The sequence below is a fragment of the Paenirhizobium daejeonense genome, assembly GCF_014280875.1.
Lineage (GTDB): Bacteria > Pseudomonadota > Alphaproteobacteria > Rhizobiales > Rhizobiaceae > Allorhizobium > Allorhizobium daejeonense.
On record NZ_JACLAL010000003.1, the window covers coordinates 177,389 to 192,917 of the forward strand.

At 60.8% G+C, this 15,529-nt stretch carries 17 protein-coding genes; 11 read left to right on the forward strand and 6 right to left on the reverse strand.

Going from position 1 to position 15,529, the window contains the following annotated elements; translation table 11 throughout:
• Positions 1 to 2: 2 nt before the first annotated feature.
• Both H4I99_RS07740 and H4I99_RS07745 read right to left on the reverse strand, forming a co-directional pair.
• Positions 3 to 785: an ABC transporter ATP-binding protein gene (locus H4I99_RS07740; RefSeq protein WP_163901073.1), complete on the reverse strand. Its 783-nt coding sequence runs from the start codon at positions 783 to 785 to the stop codon at positions 3 to 5.
• Between the two features lie 9 nt (positions 786 to 794).
• A complete protein-coding gene (locus H4I99_RS07745) occupies positions 795 to 1,790 on the reverse strand; it encodes an ABC transporter substrate-binding protein (protein ID WP_163901070.1) in 996 nt (331 codons plus the stop codon).
• A gap of 239 nt (positions 1,791 to 2,029) precedes the next feature.
• Here H4I99_RS07745 and H4I99_RS07750 point away from each other — a divergent pair, with 239 nt between their 5' ends.
• The 3 genes from H4I99_RS07750 (at position 2,030) to H4I99_RS07760 (ending at position 3,325) form a co-directional block, all read left to right on the forward strand.
• Entirely contained in the window at positions 2,030 to 2,236 is a 207-nt protein-coding gene (locus H4I99_RS07750; protein WP_163901068.1) for a hypothetical protein, read from the forward strand.
• A 13-nt stretch (positions 2,237 to 2,249) separates the two neighbouring features.
• The gene (locus H4I99_RS07755) at positions 2,250 to 2,816 is read left to right on the forward strand and encodes a DJ-1/PfpI family protein (protein WP_163901066.1); all 567 of its coding nucleotides are present in this window, start codon (positions 2,250 to 2,252) and stop codon (positions 2,814 to 2,816) included.
• A 158-nt stretch (positions 2,817 to 2,974) separates the two neighbouring features.
• Positions 2,975 to 3,325 (forward strand): ribbon-helix-helix domain-containing protein, encoded by a 351-nt coding sequence (locus H4I99_RS07760; RefSeq protein ID WP_163901064.1) that lies wholly within the window; start codon positions 2,975 to 2,977, stop codon positions 3,323 to 3,325.
• A gap of 111 nt (positions 3,326 to 3,436) precedes the next feature.
• Here the strand turns inward: H4I99_RS07760 and H4I99_RS07765 are convergent, their stop codons facing one another.
• From H4I99_RS07765 to H4I99_RS07775, 3 genes are all read right to left on the reverse strand, one after another.
• Entirely contained in the window at positions 3,437 to 4,354 is a 918-nt protein-coding gene (locus H4I99_RS07765; RefSeq protein ID WP_163901062.1) for an ABC transporter permease, read from the reverse strand.
• Positions 4,347 to 5,357 carry an ABC transporter permease gene (locus H4I99_RS07770; protein WP_163901060.1) on the reverse strand — a complete coding sequence of 337 codons (1,011 nt, stop codon included), beginning with the start codon at positions 5,355 to 5,357 and terminating at the stop codon, positions 4,347 to 4,349. The genes H4I99_RS07765 and H4I99_RS07770 overlap by 8 nt, the downstream gene beginning before the upstream one ends.
• 71 nt (positions 5,358 to 5,428) lie before the next feature.
• On the reverse strand, positions 5,429 to 7,135 hold the full coding sequence (locus tag H4I99_RS07775) for a peptide ABC transporter substrate-binding protein (RefSeq protein ID WP_163901058.1): 1,707 nt from the start codon (positions 7,133 to 7,135) through the stop codon (positions 5,429 to 5,431).
• A gap of 95 nt (positions 7,136 to 7,230) precedes the next feature.
• Here H4I99_RS07775 and H4I99_RS07780 point away from each other — a divergent pair, with 95 nt between their 5' ends.
• The 6 genes from H4I99_RS07780 (at position 7,231) to H4I99_RS07805 (ending at position 13,033) form a co-directional block, all read left to right on the forward strand.
• Positions 7,231 to 7,524 (forward strand): hypothetical protein, encoded by a 294-nt coding sequence (locus tag H4I99_RS07780; RefSeq protein ID WP_163901056.1) that lies wholly within the window; start codon positions 7,231 to 7,233, stop codon positions 7,522 to 7,524.
• Entirely contained in the window at positions 7,457 to 8,620 is a 1,164-nt protein-coding gene (locus H4I99_RS07785) for a M20 aminoacylase family protein (protein ID WP_163901054.1), read from the forward strand. The genes H4I99_RS07780 and H4I99_RS07785 overlap by 68 nt, the downstream gene beginning before the upstream one ends.
• A gap of 52 nt (positions 8,621 to 8,672) precedes the next feature.
• On the forward strand, positions 8,673 to 10,517 hold the full coding sequence (locus H4I99_RS07790) for an ABC transporter ATP-binding protein (protein ID WP_163901052.1): 1,845 nt from the start codon (positions 8,673 to 8,675) through the stop codon (positions 10,515 to 10,517).
• A gap of 107 nt (positions 10,518 to 10,624) precedes the next feature.
• Positions 10,625 to 11,275 (forward strand): exopolysaccharide biosynthesis protein, encoded by a 651-nt coding sequence (locus tag H4I99_RS07795; protein WP_186663275.1) that lies wholly within the window; start codon positions 10,625 to 10,627, stop codon positions 11,273 to 11,275.
• Positions 11,276 to 11,370: 95 nt separating this feature from the next.
• Positions 11,371 to 12,156 (forward strand): carbon-nitrogen hydrolase family protein, encoded by a 786-nt coding sequence (locus tag H4I99_RS07800; RefSeq protein ID WP_163901048.1) that lies wholly within the window; start codon positions 11,371 to 11,373, stop codon positions 12,154 to 12,156.
• A 163-nt stretch (positions 12,157 to 12,319) separates the two neighbouring features.
• Positions 12,320 to 13,033 carry a sulfate transporter family protein gene (locus H4I99_RS07805; RefSeq protein WP_163901046.1) on the forward strand — a complete coding sequence of 238 codons (714 nt, stop codon included), beginning with the start codon at positions 12,320 to 12,322 and terminating at the stop codon, positions 13,031 to 13,033.
• 115 nt (positions 13,034 to 13,148) lie between these two features.
• Here H4I99_RS07805 and nth read toward each other — a convergent pair whose 3' ends face one another.
• Positions 13,149 to 13,928 (reverse strand): endonuclease III, encoded by a 780-nt coding sequence (nth, locus tag H4I99_RS07810; RefSeq protein WP_163901044.1) that lies wholly within the window; start codon positions 13,926 to 13,928, stop codon positions 13,149 to 13,151.
• A 22-nt stretch (positions 13,929 to 13,950) separates the two neighbouring features.
• Here nth and H4I99_RS07815 point away from each other — a divergent pair, with 22 nt between their 5' ends.
• The gene (locus tag H4I99_RS07815) at positions 13,951 to 14,448 is read left to right on the forward strand and encodes a DUF2244 domain-containing protein (RefSeq protein WP_163901042.1); all 498 of its coding nucleotides are present in this window, start codon (positions 13,951 to 13,953) and stop codon (positions 14,446 to 14,448) included.
• A gap of 81 nt (positions 14,449 to 14,529) precedes the next feature.
• Entirely contained in the window at positions 14,530 to 15,420 is an 891-nt protein-coding gene (locus H4I99_RS07820; RefSeq protein ID WP_163901040.1) for a methylated-DNA--[protein]-cysteine S-methyltransferase, read from the forward strand.
• Positions 15,421 to 15,529 lie beyond the last annotated feature (109 nt).

Consider the following 15,529-nt stretch of genomic DNA (forward strand, 5'->3'; position numbering starts at 1 on the left):
GGTCAGGCCTCCCTCTTCAAAAGGAGATTGCGCAGATAGCCCGAGTAATCCTGCATTGCCTTCGACCCCGTGGTTTCGACGCCGCGCGGGCGCGGGATGTCGATGGCGAGGTTTTCCGCGACCGTACCGGGCCGGCCGCTCATCACCAGAACCCGGTCTGCGAGAAGCACGGCCTCGCTGATCGAGTGGGTGATGAAAAGAACGGTCTTGGGCTGGGATTCCCAGATGCGCAGGAGTTCGAAACCCATTTCCTCGCGGGTCAGGGCATCGAGCGCAGAGAAGGGCTCGTCCATCAGCAGGATATCGGGGTTGAGGTGCAGGGCGCGGGCAATGCCGACGCGTTGCTGCATGCCGCCGGAAAGTTCCGATGGAAGGCGCTTCTCGAAGCCGGCGAGACCAACCTTGGCCAGCAGTTCGCGAGCGCGAACGCGATCTTCCGCCGAAACACGCCCGGTCTTGTGGCGGATCGGGAAGACGACATTATCCTCGATAGATGCCCACGGCAGGAGTGTCGGCTTCTGGAAGACGATGCCGACATCGTCACGCGGTTCGGTGACGGGATGGCCGAACACGTCGACCGAGCCGGAAGTCGGCGGCAGCAGGCCGGCGATCGAGCGCAGCAGGGTGGACTTGCCGCAGCCCGAGGGGCCGAGAACCGCCACGAACTTGTGGCGGCTCACGTCGAAGGTCACCGCCCGCAGCGCCTCGAGCGGGCCTGAGGAGGTCTGGTAGACCTGCCCCATACCCTTGAATGACAAAGCGGGAGGAGAAAGGGAACTGGCCATCCGCGATGCTTACTCGGCGAGGAAGCTGCGATTGACGCTCTTTTCCGGGTCAAGCGCTGACGGATCGAGCTTCTGAGAGGCGGCGACGCGCTTCCAGGTTTCGGCAAGGCGCGCGGTTTCGAAGACGCCGAGGCCGTCCTTGTCCGTGACTTCGTTGAATTCGAGGACCATGGTGTCCTTGATCGCGCCCTTGACTACGTCGACAGGCAGTTCAGGCACGATCTTGTTGACCGAGACGGCGGATTCGTCAGGATTGGTCTTCACGTATTCCAGCGACTTCTTGAAGGCTTTGACGAAGCGCTTGGCGACATCAGGCCGCTCGGTGATGAACTTGTCGGAGGCGAGCAGCGAGGCGGAATAGAGATCGAGGCCGGCGGCGTACCACGGCATGATTTCCAGTTCCTTGCCGGCCTGTGCAGCCTGACCGTTGAAGATCGAGACGTTGGTCATCCATGCGATGATGACGTCGGTCGCGCCGGTCATCAGCATCGGGCCGAGAGCGCCGGGGTCGGCCTTGGTCAGGGTGATGTCGGATTCTGCGAGGCCCTTGTCGGCGAGAACGAGCGGCAGGAAGACGTTGGAAGAGGTGAAGGGCGAGGTGGCGACCTTCTTGCCCTTGACGTCCTCGATCTTGGAGATGCCGCTGTCCTTCAGCGCGAAGAAGGCATGCGGTCCCTTGTTGAAGATCGACATGATGCCGGTGACGGCAACCCTTTCGGTGACCTGGGCGGCCATGAGCGCGCCGATATCTGCCGAACCGACATCGGAGGTGCCGGCGGCCAGACGGGTGATCGCTTCGGTGGAGCCGCGGCCCGGCTCGACCTTGATCTCGATGCCTTCCTCGGCACAGAAGCCCTTGTCGATGCACACGTAGATCGGCGCCTTGTCGCCGCCCGGCAGCCAGTCGAGCTGGAAGACCACGGTGTCGGCAGCCGAAGCGGTGCCGGCAAGCAGCGTTGCGAAAAGCGAGACGTAAAAACGTTTGGCAAAGCGGGCTTTGGTCATTCCTGATTCTTCTCCTGTGCTCACGGGGCCTTCGATCCTGCGACTTGCGGCGTCAGGCGGCTCTATGGTTCGTTGGGATTGGCGATGCGATGTGAAGCGGCATTTTTCCGGCGAAAAGCAAAAGGTCTCTCACTCGAGCAATGTCCCAGGCTCCGGGCCCTGACCGCTTCTACTCGCCAATTTCCCTGTGCATGTTCCGTGCCAGGTCGGATTTTCCGGCAGTTTCGGGGAAGTTCGTCATGGTGGCGAAAAATGGAGACTGCGCATTGAGCAAACAGGACCGGCTGTCGAGTTTTTTTGCTCAGTTTGTATGCATTTTAATCGATGCTTTTTATTTCGGCATTCTCGCCCCTGCGGCGAAGGTCGGCGTCAAAATCCGCTTCTGTAGTATTGTGATAATACCCGCCGGTTTCCGATCTTTGTTAGCGTCCGCCCGACATATCTGAAAGGGAGGATGACATGTCGAAGAAGATCCTGATGATCGTCGGTGATTTCGCCGAGGATTATGAAACCATGGTGCCGTTCCAGACGCTGCTTGCCGTCGGGCACACGGTTCATGCTGCCTGCCCCGGCAAGAAGGCCGGCCAGTCGATCGCGACCGCCATTCACGATTTCGAGGGTGACCAGACCTATAGCGAAAAGCGCGGTCACAATTTCGCGCTCAACGCCACCTTCGCCGATATCAAGGCTGCTGATTACGATGCGCTGGTGATCCCGGGTGGCCGCGCGCCGGAATATCTGCGCCTCAATCCTGACGTCATCGCCGCCGTGAAGCACTTCTTCGATGCCGACAAGCCGGTTGCTGCCGTTTGCCACGGTGCGCAGATCCTTGCCGCCGCCGGCGTTCTCTCCGGCCGCACCTGCTCGGCCTATCCGGCCTGCCGTCCCGAAGTCGAACTTGCCGGCGGCAAATATGCGGAGATCGCCATCGATGCCGCCGTGACCGACGGCAAGCTGGTGACGGCGCCCGCTTGGCCGGCGCATCCGGCATGGCTTTCGCAGTTCATGGCGGTTCTTGCCGCCTGATGTTGGCCCGGACAAACGAGGCGGCGGGAGCTTCAAGCGCCCGCCGTTTCGAATAGGCCTGTTGAGTGGCGCACCGTGCTTTCCGAAAATCGATTCCGCTTTTCGGGCCTATGCGCTAGGTTCGGGTTGTCGGAGGACATGGCACATTGGGAGGAAACATGTGCAAGCTCTTCATTCAGGCGGATCCCAATCTCTGGGAGAGCCATACCAAGTCGATGCGCATCGACGGCATGGTCACCAGCGTTCGGCTGGAAAACTTCTTCTGGATGACGCTGGAGGAGATCGGCCGGCGTGACCGCATGACGGTTATCCAGCTCATCGCCAAGCTCTACAATGAATCGATCGATGCGGGACATGACCTCGGCAACTTCACGTCGTTCCTGCGCGTGTGCTGCGGTCGTTACCTTGCGCTGCAGCTTTCCGGCGATATTCCCGACAATACCGATCTGCCGATTTCCTCGCTCGATGCCGACAGCATCCTGAATGCGGAGCAGGCCAAGTATCACTGACATCCGTCGACTGCCGCAGGGTGTGGACGCTATCCCGTTCCTCACCTCGATTGCTTCAGGAGAAAGGGCGCCGAGGCGCCCTTTTCGTTGTCTGATTGGCTTCCGGCGGTTCTACCGTTTCAGCATTCTCGGATCGAGCGCGTCACGGATGGCGTCGCCGATATAGTTGACGCTCAAAACGGTGAGCGAGATCGCCAGCCCCGGCCAGAGCACGCGGGACGGGTTGATCTGCAGGAAGTTGGCGCCGTCATAGAGCAGGCGTCCCCAGGTCGGGAAGTCCGAGGGGAAGCCGAGGCCGAGGAAGGAAAGCGCGGATTCCGTGATGATGGCCGAGGCAATGCCAAGAGTTGCCGAAACCATGATCGAGCTCATGACATTGGGCAGGATGTGCTTGAGGATCACGCGATATTCATGCATGCCGCTCGACTTGGCGGCGAGGATGAATTCCTGGCTTTTGACCGCCAGCACGTCGCCGCGCACGATACGGGCGGTATGCATCCAGCTCGTGATGCCGATGACGAAGACGATCAGGATGAATATCCCGGTCTCCGGCCCGAAGGCTGCTCTCAGCGTATCTCGAAAGAGCATGATGATGACGAGCAGCAAGGGCAGCAGCGGCAGCGCGAGAAAGAGGTCGGTCAGGCGCATCAACGGCCCATCGATCCGCTTCATGTAACCTGCGAGAACCCCAACAAATGTGCCGAGAAGCAGAGACAGCAGCATGGCCGTTATGCCGACGGCGAGCGAGATCTGCCCGCCGGCGAGAACCTGGGCCAGCATGTCGTGGCCGAGATTGTCGGTGCCGAAGGGGTGGGCGAAGGATGGTCCCTGGTTCTTGGCCTTGATGTCGATCTTGTTCGGATCGATCGTGTGGATGAATGGGCCGAGATAGACCGCGATGACGATGAAGCCGAAGACCACAAGGCCGGCGACGCCGCCGGGATGGGCGCGGAACTGATGCCAGAGATCTGCGAGCGGCGAACTCTTCCTCTCTGTGGCGGGAGCGACTGCGACGGTGGTGTCAGTCATAGCGGATCCTCGGATCAAGGATGCCGTAGAGGACATCGGCAATCAGGTTGAAGAACACGATCAGGAAGGCGAAGATGAAGGTTAGCGTCTGGACCAGCGGAATGTCGGCCCCCTGGATCGCTGTGATCAAAAGCTGGCCGAGACCGTTCACCCGGAAGATCTGTTCGGTGATGATGGCGCCCGAAAAGATCGTCGGCACGCCGAGCGCGATGACGGTGACGACCGGGATCAGGCTGTTGCGCAGGACGTGCACCAGCAGCACGACCTTTTCCTTCACACCCTTGGCGCGAGCGGTGCGGACGTAATCCTGATGCAGGTTGTCGAGCATGGAGGCCCGCACGAAGCGGCTGATCTGCGAGGTGTTGTAGAGTGTCAGCACGAGTACCGGCAGAAACATCTGCCTGACCTGGGCAACGAAGCTCGACCAGTCATTGACCACCAGATTGGTGTCGTAGATCGACGGAAACCAATGCAGGTATGAACTGAACACGACGATCAGCAGCACACCGGTGAAGAAGGTCGGAACCGAATAGCCGACCATCGAGACGAAGGTGCCGATCTGGTCGAACAGCGAATATTGCCTGTAGGCCGAGATGACGCCGATCGGGATCGCCAGCATGACGCCGAACAGATAGGACAGGCCGACCACCCAGAGCGTTTGCGGCAGGCGTTGGACGATCAGGTCGACCACCGGGCTGCGGGTTGCCCATGAGAGCACGCGCAGGCGGTTGCCGTCGCCGACGGTTATGCCGGTGATCTGTTCGAAGATATTGAGCGGCTCATTGATAAAAAATTGCTGCAGCCATTTCAGATAGCGGATGAAGAAGGGCTGATCGATGCCCATTGCTTCCCTGATCTGGGCGCGGACCTCGGGAGGAATGGTGAGCGGCAGGTCGCTCAGCGGATCGCTCGGGGCAAGGTCGAGCAGGGCAAAGATGATGAAGCTGATGACCAGCAATGTCGGGATTGCAAACAGCAATCGCCTGATGGTGAAGGTGAACATTGGTTGGTCCCCGGACTGTCACGAAGGAAATGATTTCGCCGGGCCGAAGGTTCGGCCCGGCGAAATGGCACTTACTTCTTGCGAGACCAGTCGGCGACGTTCCAGAGTTCGCTGTCCCAGGCGTTCATCTTGACGCCATCGAGGGTGACCGAATGGGACGAGACGCTACCGCGGTGAATGAGCGGAATCTGCGCCACGTCGTTGGTCAGCATGTCGTTGAGCTTCTTGGCGATGACGGCGCGTTCCTCAAGCTTGGAGGTCTTGCCGAGTTCGAGGACGAGTTTGTCGTATTCCGGGTTGCAGTAGCGGACGATGTTTTCACCCTGCCAGCCATTGGCCGGGCTCGGGATCTTGTCGCACATCCAGCCGGCCATGTACTTCTCCGGGTCGGTGCCGTCGAAGTTGTTGGTGTACATCTGCACGTCGGCATAGAACTTCTGGAAGGTGTCCGGGCTTGCCGGGTCGCCGCCGAAGAAGACCGAAGCCGCGACGTTGCGCAGTTCGACCTCAACGCCGATCTGCGACCACATGTCCTTGACCAGCGCTTGTGTCGCCTGACGCACGGAATTGGTCGAGGTCTGGTAGAGGAAGGAGAGCTTGGTGCCGTTCTTGGCGCGGATCCCGTCCGAACCCTTCACCCAGCCGGCGTCGTCGAGCAGCTTGTTGGCGGCATCGAGATCTTGTTTCAGGCACCAGTCGACATCGGTCGACTTGTAGATATCCGGAGCGGGCAGGATGTTGCAGGTCGGCTGGCCGGCTTCGCCGTAGCCGGTCTCGTCGATGACATCGCGGTCGATGGCGAGCGACAGGGCCTTCTTCACGGCCGGATCGGAGAGTGCCGGATGCGGGCCTGCCTCCTTGGTGGAGCGCTTGTCGCCAAGCGAGGGATCGACCGCATAGGGGTTGAGGTCAATACGCTCGACCTGGGTGCCGAAAGCGGTGACGAGCACGCCCTTGCCGGCGGCGACCATGGTCGCGAGGATTTCAGGTTCCACCTGCATGTTCCAGGCGTAGTCGTATTCGCCGGTCTCCAGAACAGCGCGGGCGGCCGATGCCGCATCCCCGCCGCCCTTGATGGTGGCGGTGGCGAAGGCGGGCTTGGCCGGATCGCGATAGTTCGGGTTGGCTTCGAAGGTGATGACGTCGTTCGGCTTGAATTCCTTCACCTTGAACGGGCCGGTGCCGATCGGGCCGAAGTTGGCCGAGGTGCATTCCGGAGCCTTGGCGCCGAGGCAGTCCTTGAACTGGGCTGCCTGGATGATCGGCGACTGGGCACCGACGAAGGCGCTGTAGGGATAGGGTTTCGGTTCGGAGAAGGAGACCTTGATGGTGGAGGGATCAATGGCCTCGACGCTGGTCACGCCTTCGTAATAGGCGGCCTGGGCGCAGCCGCCGTCAGGCGCGGTGCAATACTTCCAGGTGAAGATCGCGTCGTCGGCGGTGACCGGCGTGCCGTCGGACCACTTGAGATCGGGTTTCAGCTTCCAGGTAATGCTTTTCAGGTCGGCGGATACGCCGCCGTTCTCGACGGTCGGAATTTCAGAGGCGAGCATCGGCACAAGTGCGCCGGTTTCGTCGTAACGCGCCAGCGGTTCGATGACCATCGAGGCGCCGTAGACTTCCTTGGTGCCGCCGGAGAGATAGGGGTTGAGGGTGGAAATCGCCTGCCAAAAGAGAATTTTCAGCTCGCCGTCCGAGCCTCGCTCGGCCATTGCCGGCGCCGCCGAGAAGGCCAGTGCCGCTACCGATGCCGCCAATGCAATACGAAGTCTGTTCATATGCTGTTCCCCTATTTTTTTGTTGGAGCTGTATGAAACATGTATCCGCGGGAGAGTTCCCGGCTCTCCGGGATATGCAAGGTCAGGCGTTTCTTATGTCTCTGACCCTGTTTGCTAATTTTGATTCGTTGGCCTCCACTCGAATACTGGACCCACACCTGACGGTTGTTGCAGCTGGCGGGCCTGATCAAAATTTGGGCCATCTAAGCATAGGCCTATTTTCCGTTCAAGGCGGAAAATTGCGGCTTGCAAAGGCGCTTCAAGGCGGCGCAGTATGGCTGCATAAAAAGTGGGAACTGAACAAAAAAACGAGGAAAAACAATGCCCGTGCTCAATCGCGCCAGCGAGTTGCAGCAGGAGGTGGCCGGTTGGCGGCGCCATCTGCATGAGAATCCGGAACTGTTGTTCGACGTTTACGACACCTCGAATTTCGTGGCCGAGAAGCTGAAGGAATTCGGTTGCGACACAGTCCAGACGGGAATCGGGCGCTCCGGCGTGGTGGGGATCATCAAGGGCAGTCGCGGCAGCGGGCCGGTCGTCGGTTTTCGCGCCGACATGGACGCGCTGCCGATCTACGAGACGAGCGGCCGTGAATGGTCGTCCAAGACCCCGGGCAAGATGCATGCCTGCGGTCATGACGGGCATACGGCGATGCTGCTGGGTGCTGCGAAGTATCTGGCGGAGACTCGCAATTTTCGCGGCTCCGTCGCGGTGATCTTCCAGCCGGCGGAAGAGGGCGGCGGCGGCGGCCTCGAAATGGTCAATGACGGCATGATGGAGACGTTCGGTATCTCCCAGGTTTACGGCATGCACAACGCGCCGGGCCTGCCGGTCGGACATTTCGCCACCCGCAACGGATCGGTGATGGCGGCAGCCGACGAATTCGAAATCATCGTTCACGGACGCGGCGGGCATGCCGCCCAGCCGCATACGACGATCGACCCGGTACTCGTTTCCTCCCATGTGGTCATCGCGCTGCAGGCAATCGCCTCGCGCGAGGTGGATCCGCTGAAATCCGTCGTCGTCACCGTCGCGACGGTGCATGGCGGGGAAGCCTCAAATGTGATTGCCAATACCGTCAAGCTTTCAGGCACCGTGCGCACGCTGCTGCCTGAGACGCGCGACCATGCGGAAAAGCGTCTCGGAGAGATCGCGCGCGGCATCGCCGGCAGCTTCGGGGCGAGCGTCGATGTGCATTATCGCCGCGGTTATCCCGTCACCTTCAATCATGCGGATGAGACCGAATTCGCGCTCGGCATCATGCGCAAGGTGGCGGGCGAAAAGGCGGTTGAGGGCAACATGCCGCCTCTGATGGGGGCGGAGGATTTCTCCTACATGCTTGAGGCCCGACCGGGCGCCTTCGTCTTCATCGGCAATGGCGACAGCGCGAACCTTCACCATTCTGCCTATGATTTCAACGACGAGGCTATCCCCTACGGCATCAGCTACTGGGTCATGCTTGCGGAAAATGCGCTCGCCGCCTGATTTCGGGACGGCGGGTGTTTTCTATATCAATCGTCGTGGAACGGAGTGTGCAATGGTGAATGCCACGAATGACGGCAATCCGCAGGCAGGCAATGCAGTCCCCGTCCTTTCCGTGAGGGGGCTTACGACATCCTTCAGGATCGGCGACGAATGGCGCCCGGTGGTGCGCAACATGAGCTTCGACATCGCGCCGAAGGAAACGGTGGCGATCGTCGGGGAATCGGGTTCGGGAAAGAGCGTGACATCGCTCTCTGTCATGCGGCTTCTGCCGAAAGGTGCTAGCCGCATCGAAGGCAGCGTGCGCCTCAATGGCCGGGAACTGCTGACGCTCGACAGCGAGTCGATGCGCCGGGTTCGTGGCAACGACATTTCGATGATCTTCCAGGAGCCGATGACCAGCCTCAATCCGATCTTTCCGATCGGCAAGCAGATTGCCGAGGCGATCACCTGCCATCGTGATATCTCTTCGGCTGAGGCGAAGTCAGAGGTGCTGCATCTTCTGGAGAAGGTCCGTATCCCGAACGCCAAGGGCCGCTTCGACGACTATCCGCACCAGTTTTCCGGCGGCATGCGCCAGCGTGTGATGATCGCCATGGCGCTGGCGTCGAAGCCGAAGCTGCTGATTGCCGACGAGCCGACGACGGCGCTCGACGTGACGATCCAGGGACAGATTCTCGACCTGATCAAGCTGCTGCAGGAAGAGGAGGGCATGTCGGTTCTCTTCATTACCCATGACATGGGCGTGGTGGCGGAAGTGTCCGACCGCACGATCGTGATGTTTCGTGGCGAGGCGGTGGAAACCGGCACGACGGACGACATCTTCAATCGCGGCAAGCATCCCTATACGCGGGCGTTGCTCTCGGCGGTGCCGAAGCTCGGATCGATGGGCGGGCGGGAGCGCCCGATGCGTTTTCCGGTGATCGACATTTCGACCGGGCAGACCACCACACCGGAAACGGAGGCTGGAAGTGTCGACGAACGCAAGCGGCCGCTTCTGGAGGTGAAGAACCTGACGACGCGGTTCGACATCCGCTCGGGGCTCCTCGGCCGCAAGAGCGGGGCCGTTCATGCGGTGGAGAATGTTTCCTTCAATCTGAGGGAAGGGGAGACGCTATCCCTCGTCGGCGAATCCGGCTGCGGCAAGTCGACGACCGGACGTTCGATCACGCGGCTGGTCGAGCCGACAGCCGGCCAGATTTCGCTCGATGGTTACGACGTTGTGCGGCTGGATCGCGGCTCGTTGCGCAAGATGCGTCGAAGCATCCAGATGGTGTTCCAGGATCCCTTCGCCAGCCTCGATCCGCGCATGAGCGTGGGATCGGCGGTGATGGAACCTTTCATCGAGCATGGTCTCGGCAGCAAGGCGCAGGCGCGGGAAAAGGCAGCAGGCCTTCTGGAGCGCGTGGGCCTGAAGGCCGACATGATGCGGCGCTATCCGCACGAGTTCTCCGGCGGCCAGCGCCAGCGCATCGCGATTGCCCGATCACTGATGCTTGATCCGAAAGTGATCGTCGCGGACGAGGCCGTGTCTGCACTCGACGTGTCGATCAAGGCGCAGGTTTGCAACCTCCTGCTCGACCTGCAGCAGAGCTTCAATCTCGCCTATCTCTTTATCTCCCATGACATGGCCGTGGTGGAGCGGGTGTCGCATCGGGTGGCGGTCATGTATCTCGGGGAGATCGTCGAGATCGGGCCTCGGCAGGCCGTCTTTGAGAACCCGCAGCATCCCTACACCCGCAAGCTGATGGCGGCGGTGCCGGTGCCGGATCCCGCTCGACGAAACGTGAAGAGAAACCTCTCGACGGATGAGATCAAAAGCCCTATCCGGCCTGTCGGGTTCGTGCCGCCGCAGCGGCAGTACCGCGAGGTGTCCGCCGGTCATCTCGTTCAGGTTTGACTGCGCGCCAAGTGGCATCGTTCCATCAAACAACCGTCATTGTCAGCGGTTAAGGCGATACTACATAGGGCACTGGTATCGTTCGACAGGGAGTTGGAATGGGCGAGATGCTTGGGGATGAGGCCGATCTCGCCGCAGATGGCGGCCGGCGGAAACGGGGCGGTCGCTTGTCCGAAATCCTTGCCAGCCTCGCAGAGGATACCAGCCGGGAGCGCGTTTCGGTCGCCGATATCTTTCAGGCGATGGGCGACCGGGCCTTCGGCGCCCTGATCCTGATCTTCGCGCTTCCCAACGTCATTCCCTCGCCGCCGGGAACATCGGCGCTGACGGGCGCGCCGCTGGTCTTTCTCTCCGCGCAACTGATGCTCGGCCAATCGCCCTGGCTGCCGAAGATCATTGCTAACCGGTCGATTGCGCGCTCCGATTTTTCCGCCGTCGTCAGCCGTGTCTCGCCATGGCTTGCCCGGGGCGAAAGGATGCTGCGGCCGCGGCTCGGTTTCCTGATCCATCCGCCGGCCGAATATCTGACCGGCTTCCTCTGTCTGATCCTGTCGATCATCCTGATGCTGCCGATACCGCTCGGAAACATCCTTCCAGCCATCGCGATCTGTCTGTTTTCCTTCGGCATCCTCGAACGTGACGGTCTCTGCGTGCTGCTCGGCATGGTTATGTTCGCCATTTCCGTGACCGTGGTGGCCGGCGTGCTGTTCGCCCTGATCAAGGGCGTGATCCTGCTTTTGACGACCCTGCTCTTCTGAGGCTGGAAAGCTGTCGGCAATGCATCTGGCGCTTTGCAAAGCGTTGCGGACAGGCCTATCTTCCGTCCGTCGCAATGCCGTTTCAGGAATGTCCCATGCTGATTTCGCTTTTCCAGATGCAACCCGTCTCCGGCGATATCGCCGAAAACCTGATGAAGATCGCAAGGGCAGCCGAAGCTGCGTCCGACATGGGAGCCGATCTTCTGGTGACACCGGAGCTTTCGACAAGCGGCTATGCGCTGGGAGAACTCTTCGACGAAATCGCGGAAACACGGGATGGGGCGCTGATCGACGCTCTCGCAGATATCGCCGAAACGTTCGATCTCGCCATCTGCGCCGGTTTTCCCGAGCGCGAGGGCGATGCCGTCTATAATTCCGCAGTGTTGATGCGGCCGGACGGCAGCCGCGAATTCTATCGCAAGGGGCATCTCTACGGCGATGCGGAGCGGGCGGCATTCACCCCCGGAAACGATATCCCGCATGTCTTCGACCTTTGCGGCATGAAGACCTCGATGCTGATCTGCTACGATGTCGAGTTTCCCGAATATGTGCGCAGCGTGGCGCTGGCCGGCGCCGAACTGGTGCTGGTGCCGACCGCTCTTCCGGCCGGTGTCATCAGCCGGCGTGTCGCGGATGCCGTCGTGCCGACGCGCGCCTTCGAAAACGGGGTGTTTATCGTCTATTCCGACCTTTGCGGCTCGGAGAACTCGGCGGAATATTGCGGCCGCTCGGTGATCGTCGGTCCCGATGGCGACGAGCTTGCGCGCGCGGGTGCAAGAGAGGCGCTGCTGGTCGCGGAGGTCGAGCCATCGGCCTACGACGAATGCCGCGAACAGAACCCTTATCTCGCGGAGCGGCGCTCGGAGCTTTATCGCCTCTAAGACCGGAGTGCCGCGCCGGAATCCGGCTGTGAGATGGTTTGCGAGAGCAGGCTTCCTGATCCGCTCTTCCTGAACGCGCTTCCGATTCTCGGGCGATGCGACGGAAAGGCTTGTGGCGTGTCCCGCCGCTTCCTACATCGGAACAGGCTTCACGGAGATGTCCATGATTATCGAAGCGGCCCGGCTGGCCCTTAACAATCTCTTCGCTCCCGAAACACGCAAGGTCTTCTGGAAGGTGATGGGGCTTACCGTCCTCGTCCTCGTCGGCCTGTGGGTGGCGGTGCGCGAGAGTTTCATCGCCTATGTCATGCCATGGATAGAAGGCTTTCTGCCCGGCATGCCGGATTGGGCCGGCTGGCTCGGCTTCGTCTTCGGTGTTTTCGCGAGCATCGGGCTTGCGCTGGCGCTTGCCCTGCTGCTCTCTTCCGTCACCGCGATCATCGCCGGTCTCTTCCTCGACGATGTGGCCGAGGTGATCGAGAAACAGCATTATCCCGATGACGCGCCGGGTGTTGCCATGCCGCTCGGCGATGCCATCCTGTCGTCGCTGAAATTCTTCGGCGTGGTGGTGCTCGGCAACATCGTGGCGCTGATCCTGCTCTTCGTTCCGGGCGTGAACCTGATCGCCTTCTTTCTGGTGAACGGCTATCTGCTCGGCCGGGAATTCTTCGAATTCGCCGCCATGCGCTTTCGCTCGCCGCAGGAGGCGCGACTGTTCCGGGCAAAGAATTCCTCGGCCGTCTTCATCGGCGGACTGGTGATCGCCGGCTTTCTCGCCATTCCGATCGTCAACCTGCTGACGCCGCTCTTTGCCGCGTCGATGATGGTGCATCTGCACAAGATGCTGAGCCGCCGCGACGCGGGCTTCCGGGTTTAACGGAAGCCCCGGCGCATTTAGAGCGCCGATCTGATTGAATCAGCTCGGCGCTCTAAACTCTTTTGTTTGAAGCATAATCTTGTCGATCCTCGTTTCACTCCGGCCGGATTATGCTCTATTCCGTCGCTCCGATGATTTGCTGCGGCAGTTCCACCAGCGGTGCCGGCACGTCGCAGGTCTTTTCCCCTGATTTGCAGACGTCGGCGATGACGCAGCGCTCGCATTCGGGGCGCCGCGCCTTGCAACAGTACCGCCCGTGCAGGATGAGCCAGTGGTGGGCGTGAAAGAGCCAGTGCTTCGGAATGATCTTGAGCAGCTTGTCCTCCACCTCGTCCGGTGTCTTGCCGGGTGCAAGACGGATGCGGTTGGCGATGCGCAGGATGTGGGTGTCGACGGCAATCGTCGGAATGCCGAAAGCCATTGACATCACCACATTGGCGGTCTTGCGGCCGACGCCGGGCAGGGTGACCAGTTCCTCGCGGGTTTTCGGCACCTCGCCGCCGTAGACGTCGACGAGACGCTGCGAGAGTGCGATGACGTTCTTGGCCTTGTTGCGGTAGAGGCCGATGGTCTTGATGTAGTCGCGGACCTTTTCCTCGCCGAGATCAAGCATCTTCTGCGGCGTATCCGCCACCTTGAAGAGCGCGCGGGTCGCCTTGTTGACACCGGCATCCGTTGCCTGCGCGGAAAGAGCGACCGCGACGACGAGCGTGAAGGGATTGACGTGTTCAAGCTCCCCCTTCGGCTCAGGACGCTGGATGGAAAAGCGCCGGAAGATTTCTTCCAGTTCCGCGCGGCTATAGGCGCTGCGGAAGGCTGGCGCCTTGCGTTTCGCCCCGCCCGGATTTGACTTTTTCAAAGTTTGGGTGCTGGATTTCTTGATCGGACTCGTCATGGACAATCTATAGTCGGGTGGAATGACCGAAGGCAATGTGAACAGCACCGCCGAGCAGCCGATATTCGCTGCCGAACTGATCCCCTATCGCTCGCTCGGCCGAAAGGGGTTCCGCATTCTGCTGATGTTGACGGGGGCGATCTGTTGCGTTCACGCGATCTTCTTTACGGTGACGGGCGCCTGGCCCATCGCCTTCTTCTTCGGGCTGGATTTTCTGCTGCTCTATGGCGCTTTCTGGCTCAACTACCGTGCTGCCCGTGCGCGCGAGGAAGTCACGGTTTCCCGAACCAGCCTGTCGATCCGCAAGTTCACGCCTTCAGGCCGCATGACCGAGCACCGGTTCAATCCGTTCTGGGCGCGTTTCTTCGTGCGCCGACATGACGAAATCGGCATTATTTCCATGCATGTGGTGGGCGAGGGGCGGCGTACCGACATAGGTTCCTTCCTGAATCCTGATGATCGGGAGAGTTTCGCGCGTGCGTTCAAGGGGGCACTGGCGACGGTGAAGCGGCGGATTTGAAAGTGGTGCTGTCCACGCAAGAAACGGGTGGCATCCGTCGCGTGCCCGTGGTGAAGTTTTCCTCAAGATGAGGATCATGCCATGACGTTCGCACCACAGATCGACCTTTCGAAAATCAGCGACATCACCCCGGCGGGCTCGGATTACGAAACCGTCCGCAAGGTGATCGAGATGCTGTCGCTCGATTATCAGGAACAGCCGTCGCTCGAGACCATTGCGGCAAGGCTCGGCCAGTCGCCGACTCAGTTGCAGAAGACGTTTACCCGCTGGGCGGGGCTTTCACCGAAGGCTTTCCTGCAGGCCGTGACCCTCGATCACGCCAAGCGGCTGCTCGGCCAGGAAGGCATGCCGCTTCTCGAAACGTCCATCGAGCTCGGGCTTTCCGGCCCCGGCCGCCTGCACGATCTCTTCGTCACGCATGAGGCTATGAGCCCCGGCGAATGGAAAGCGAAGGGCGGCGGGCTGACGATCCGCTACGGGTTTCATTCGTCGCCCTTCGGTCAGGCTCTGGTGATGGTGACGGACAGGGGGCTCGCCGGCCTTGCCTTTGCCGATCCGGGCGAGGAGACCGCCTGTTTTGAGGATATGGCCGGGCGCTGGCCGAATGCGAATTTCATTGCCGACAACTCGGCAACGGAGCCCTATGCCGGCCGTATCTTCGATCCCGCGCGCTGGTGCGATGACCAGCCTTTGAGGGTGGTGCTGATCGGCACGGATTTTCAGGTCAGGGTGTGGGAAAGCCTGTTGCTGATTCCGCTCGGCAAGGCGGTCACCTATTCGGATATCGCCACGAAAATCGGCCAGCCGACGGCGAGCCGTGCGGTGGGTGCGGCCGTCGGCCGCAATCCTGTTTCCTTCGTGGTTCCCTGCCACAGGGCGCTCGGCAAGAGCGGCGCGCTCACCGGATATCACTGGGGCCTGACGCGCAAGCGCGCCATGCTGGGCTGGGAAGCCGGTCAGGTCGAAAAATAGGCGGGAAACCGTGGATCCGTAAATCGATTGAAACGTTATCCCAAGCGTTCTTGACTTTGCCGTCTTCGGCTGGTGATAGTCTGGCACATTCCGGCCGGGCCGGTCTAAA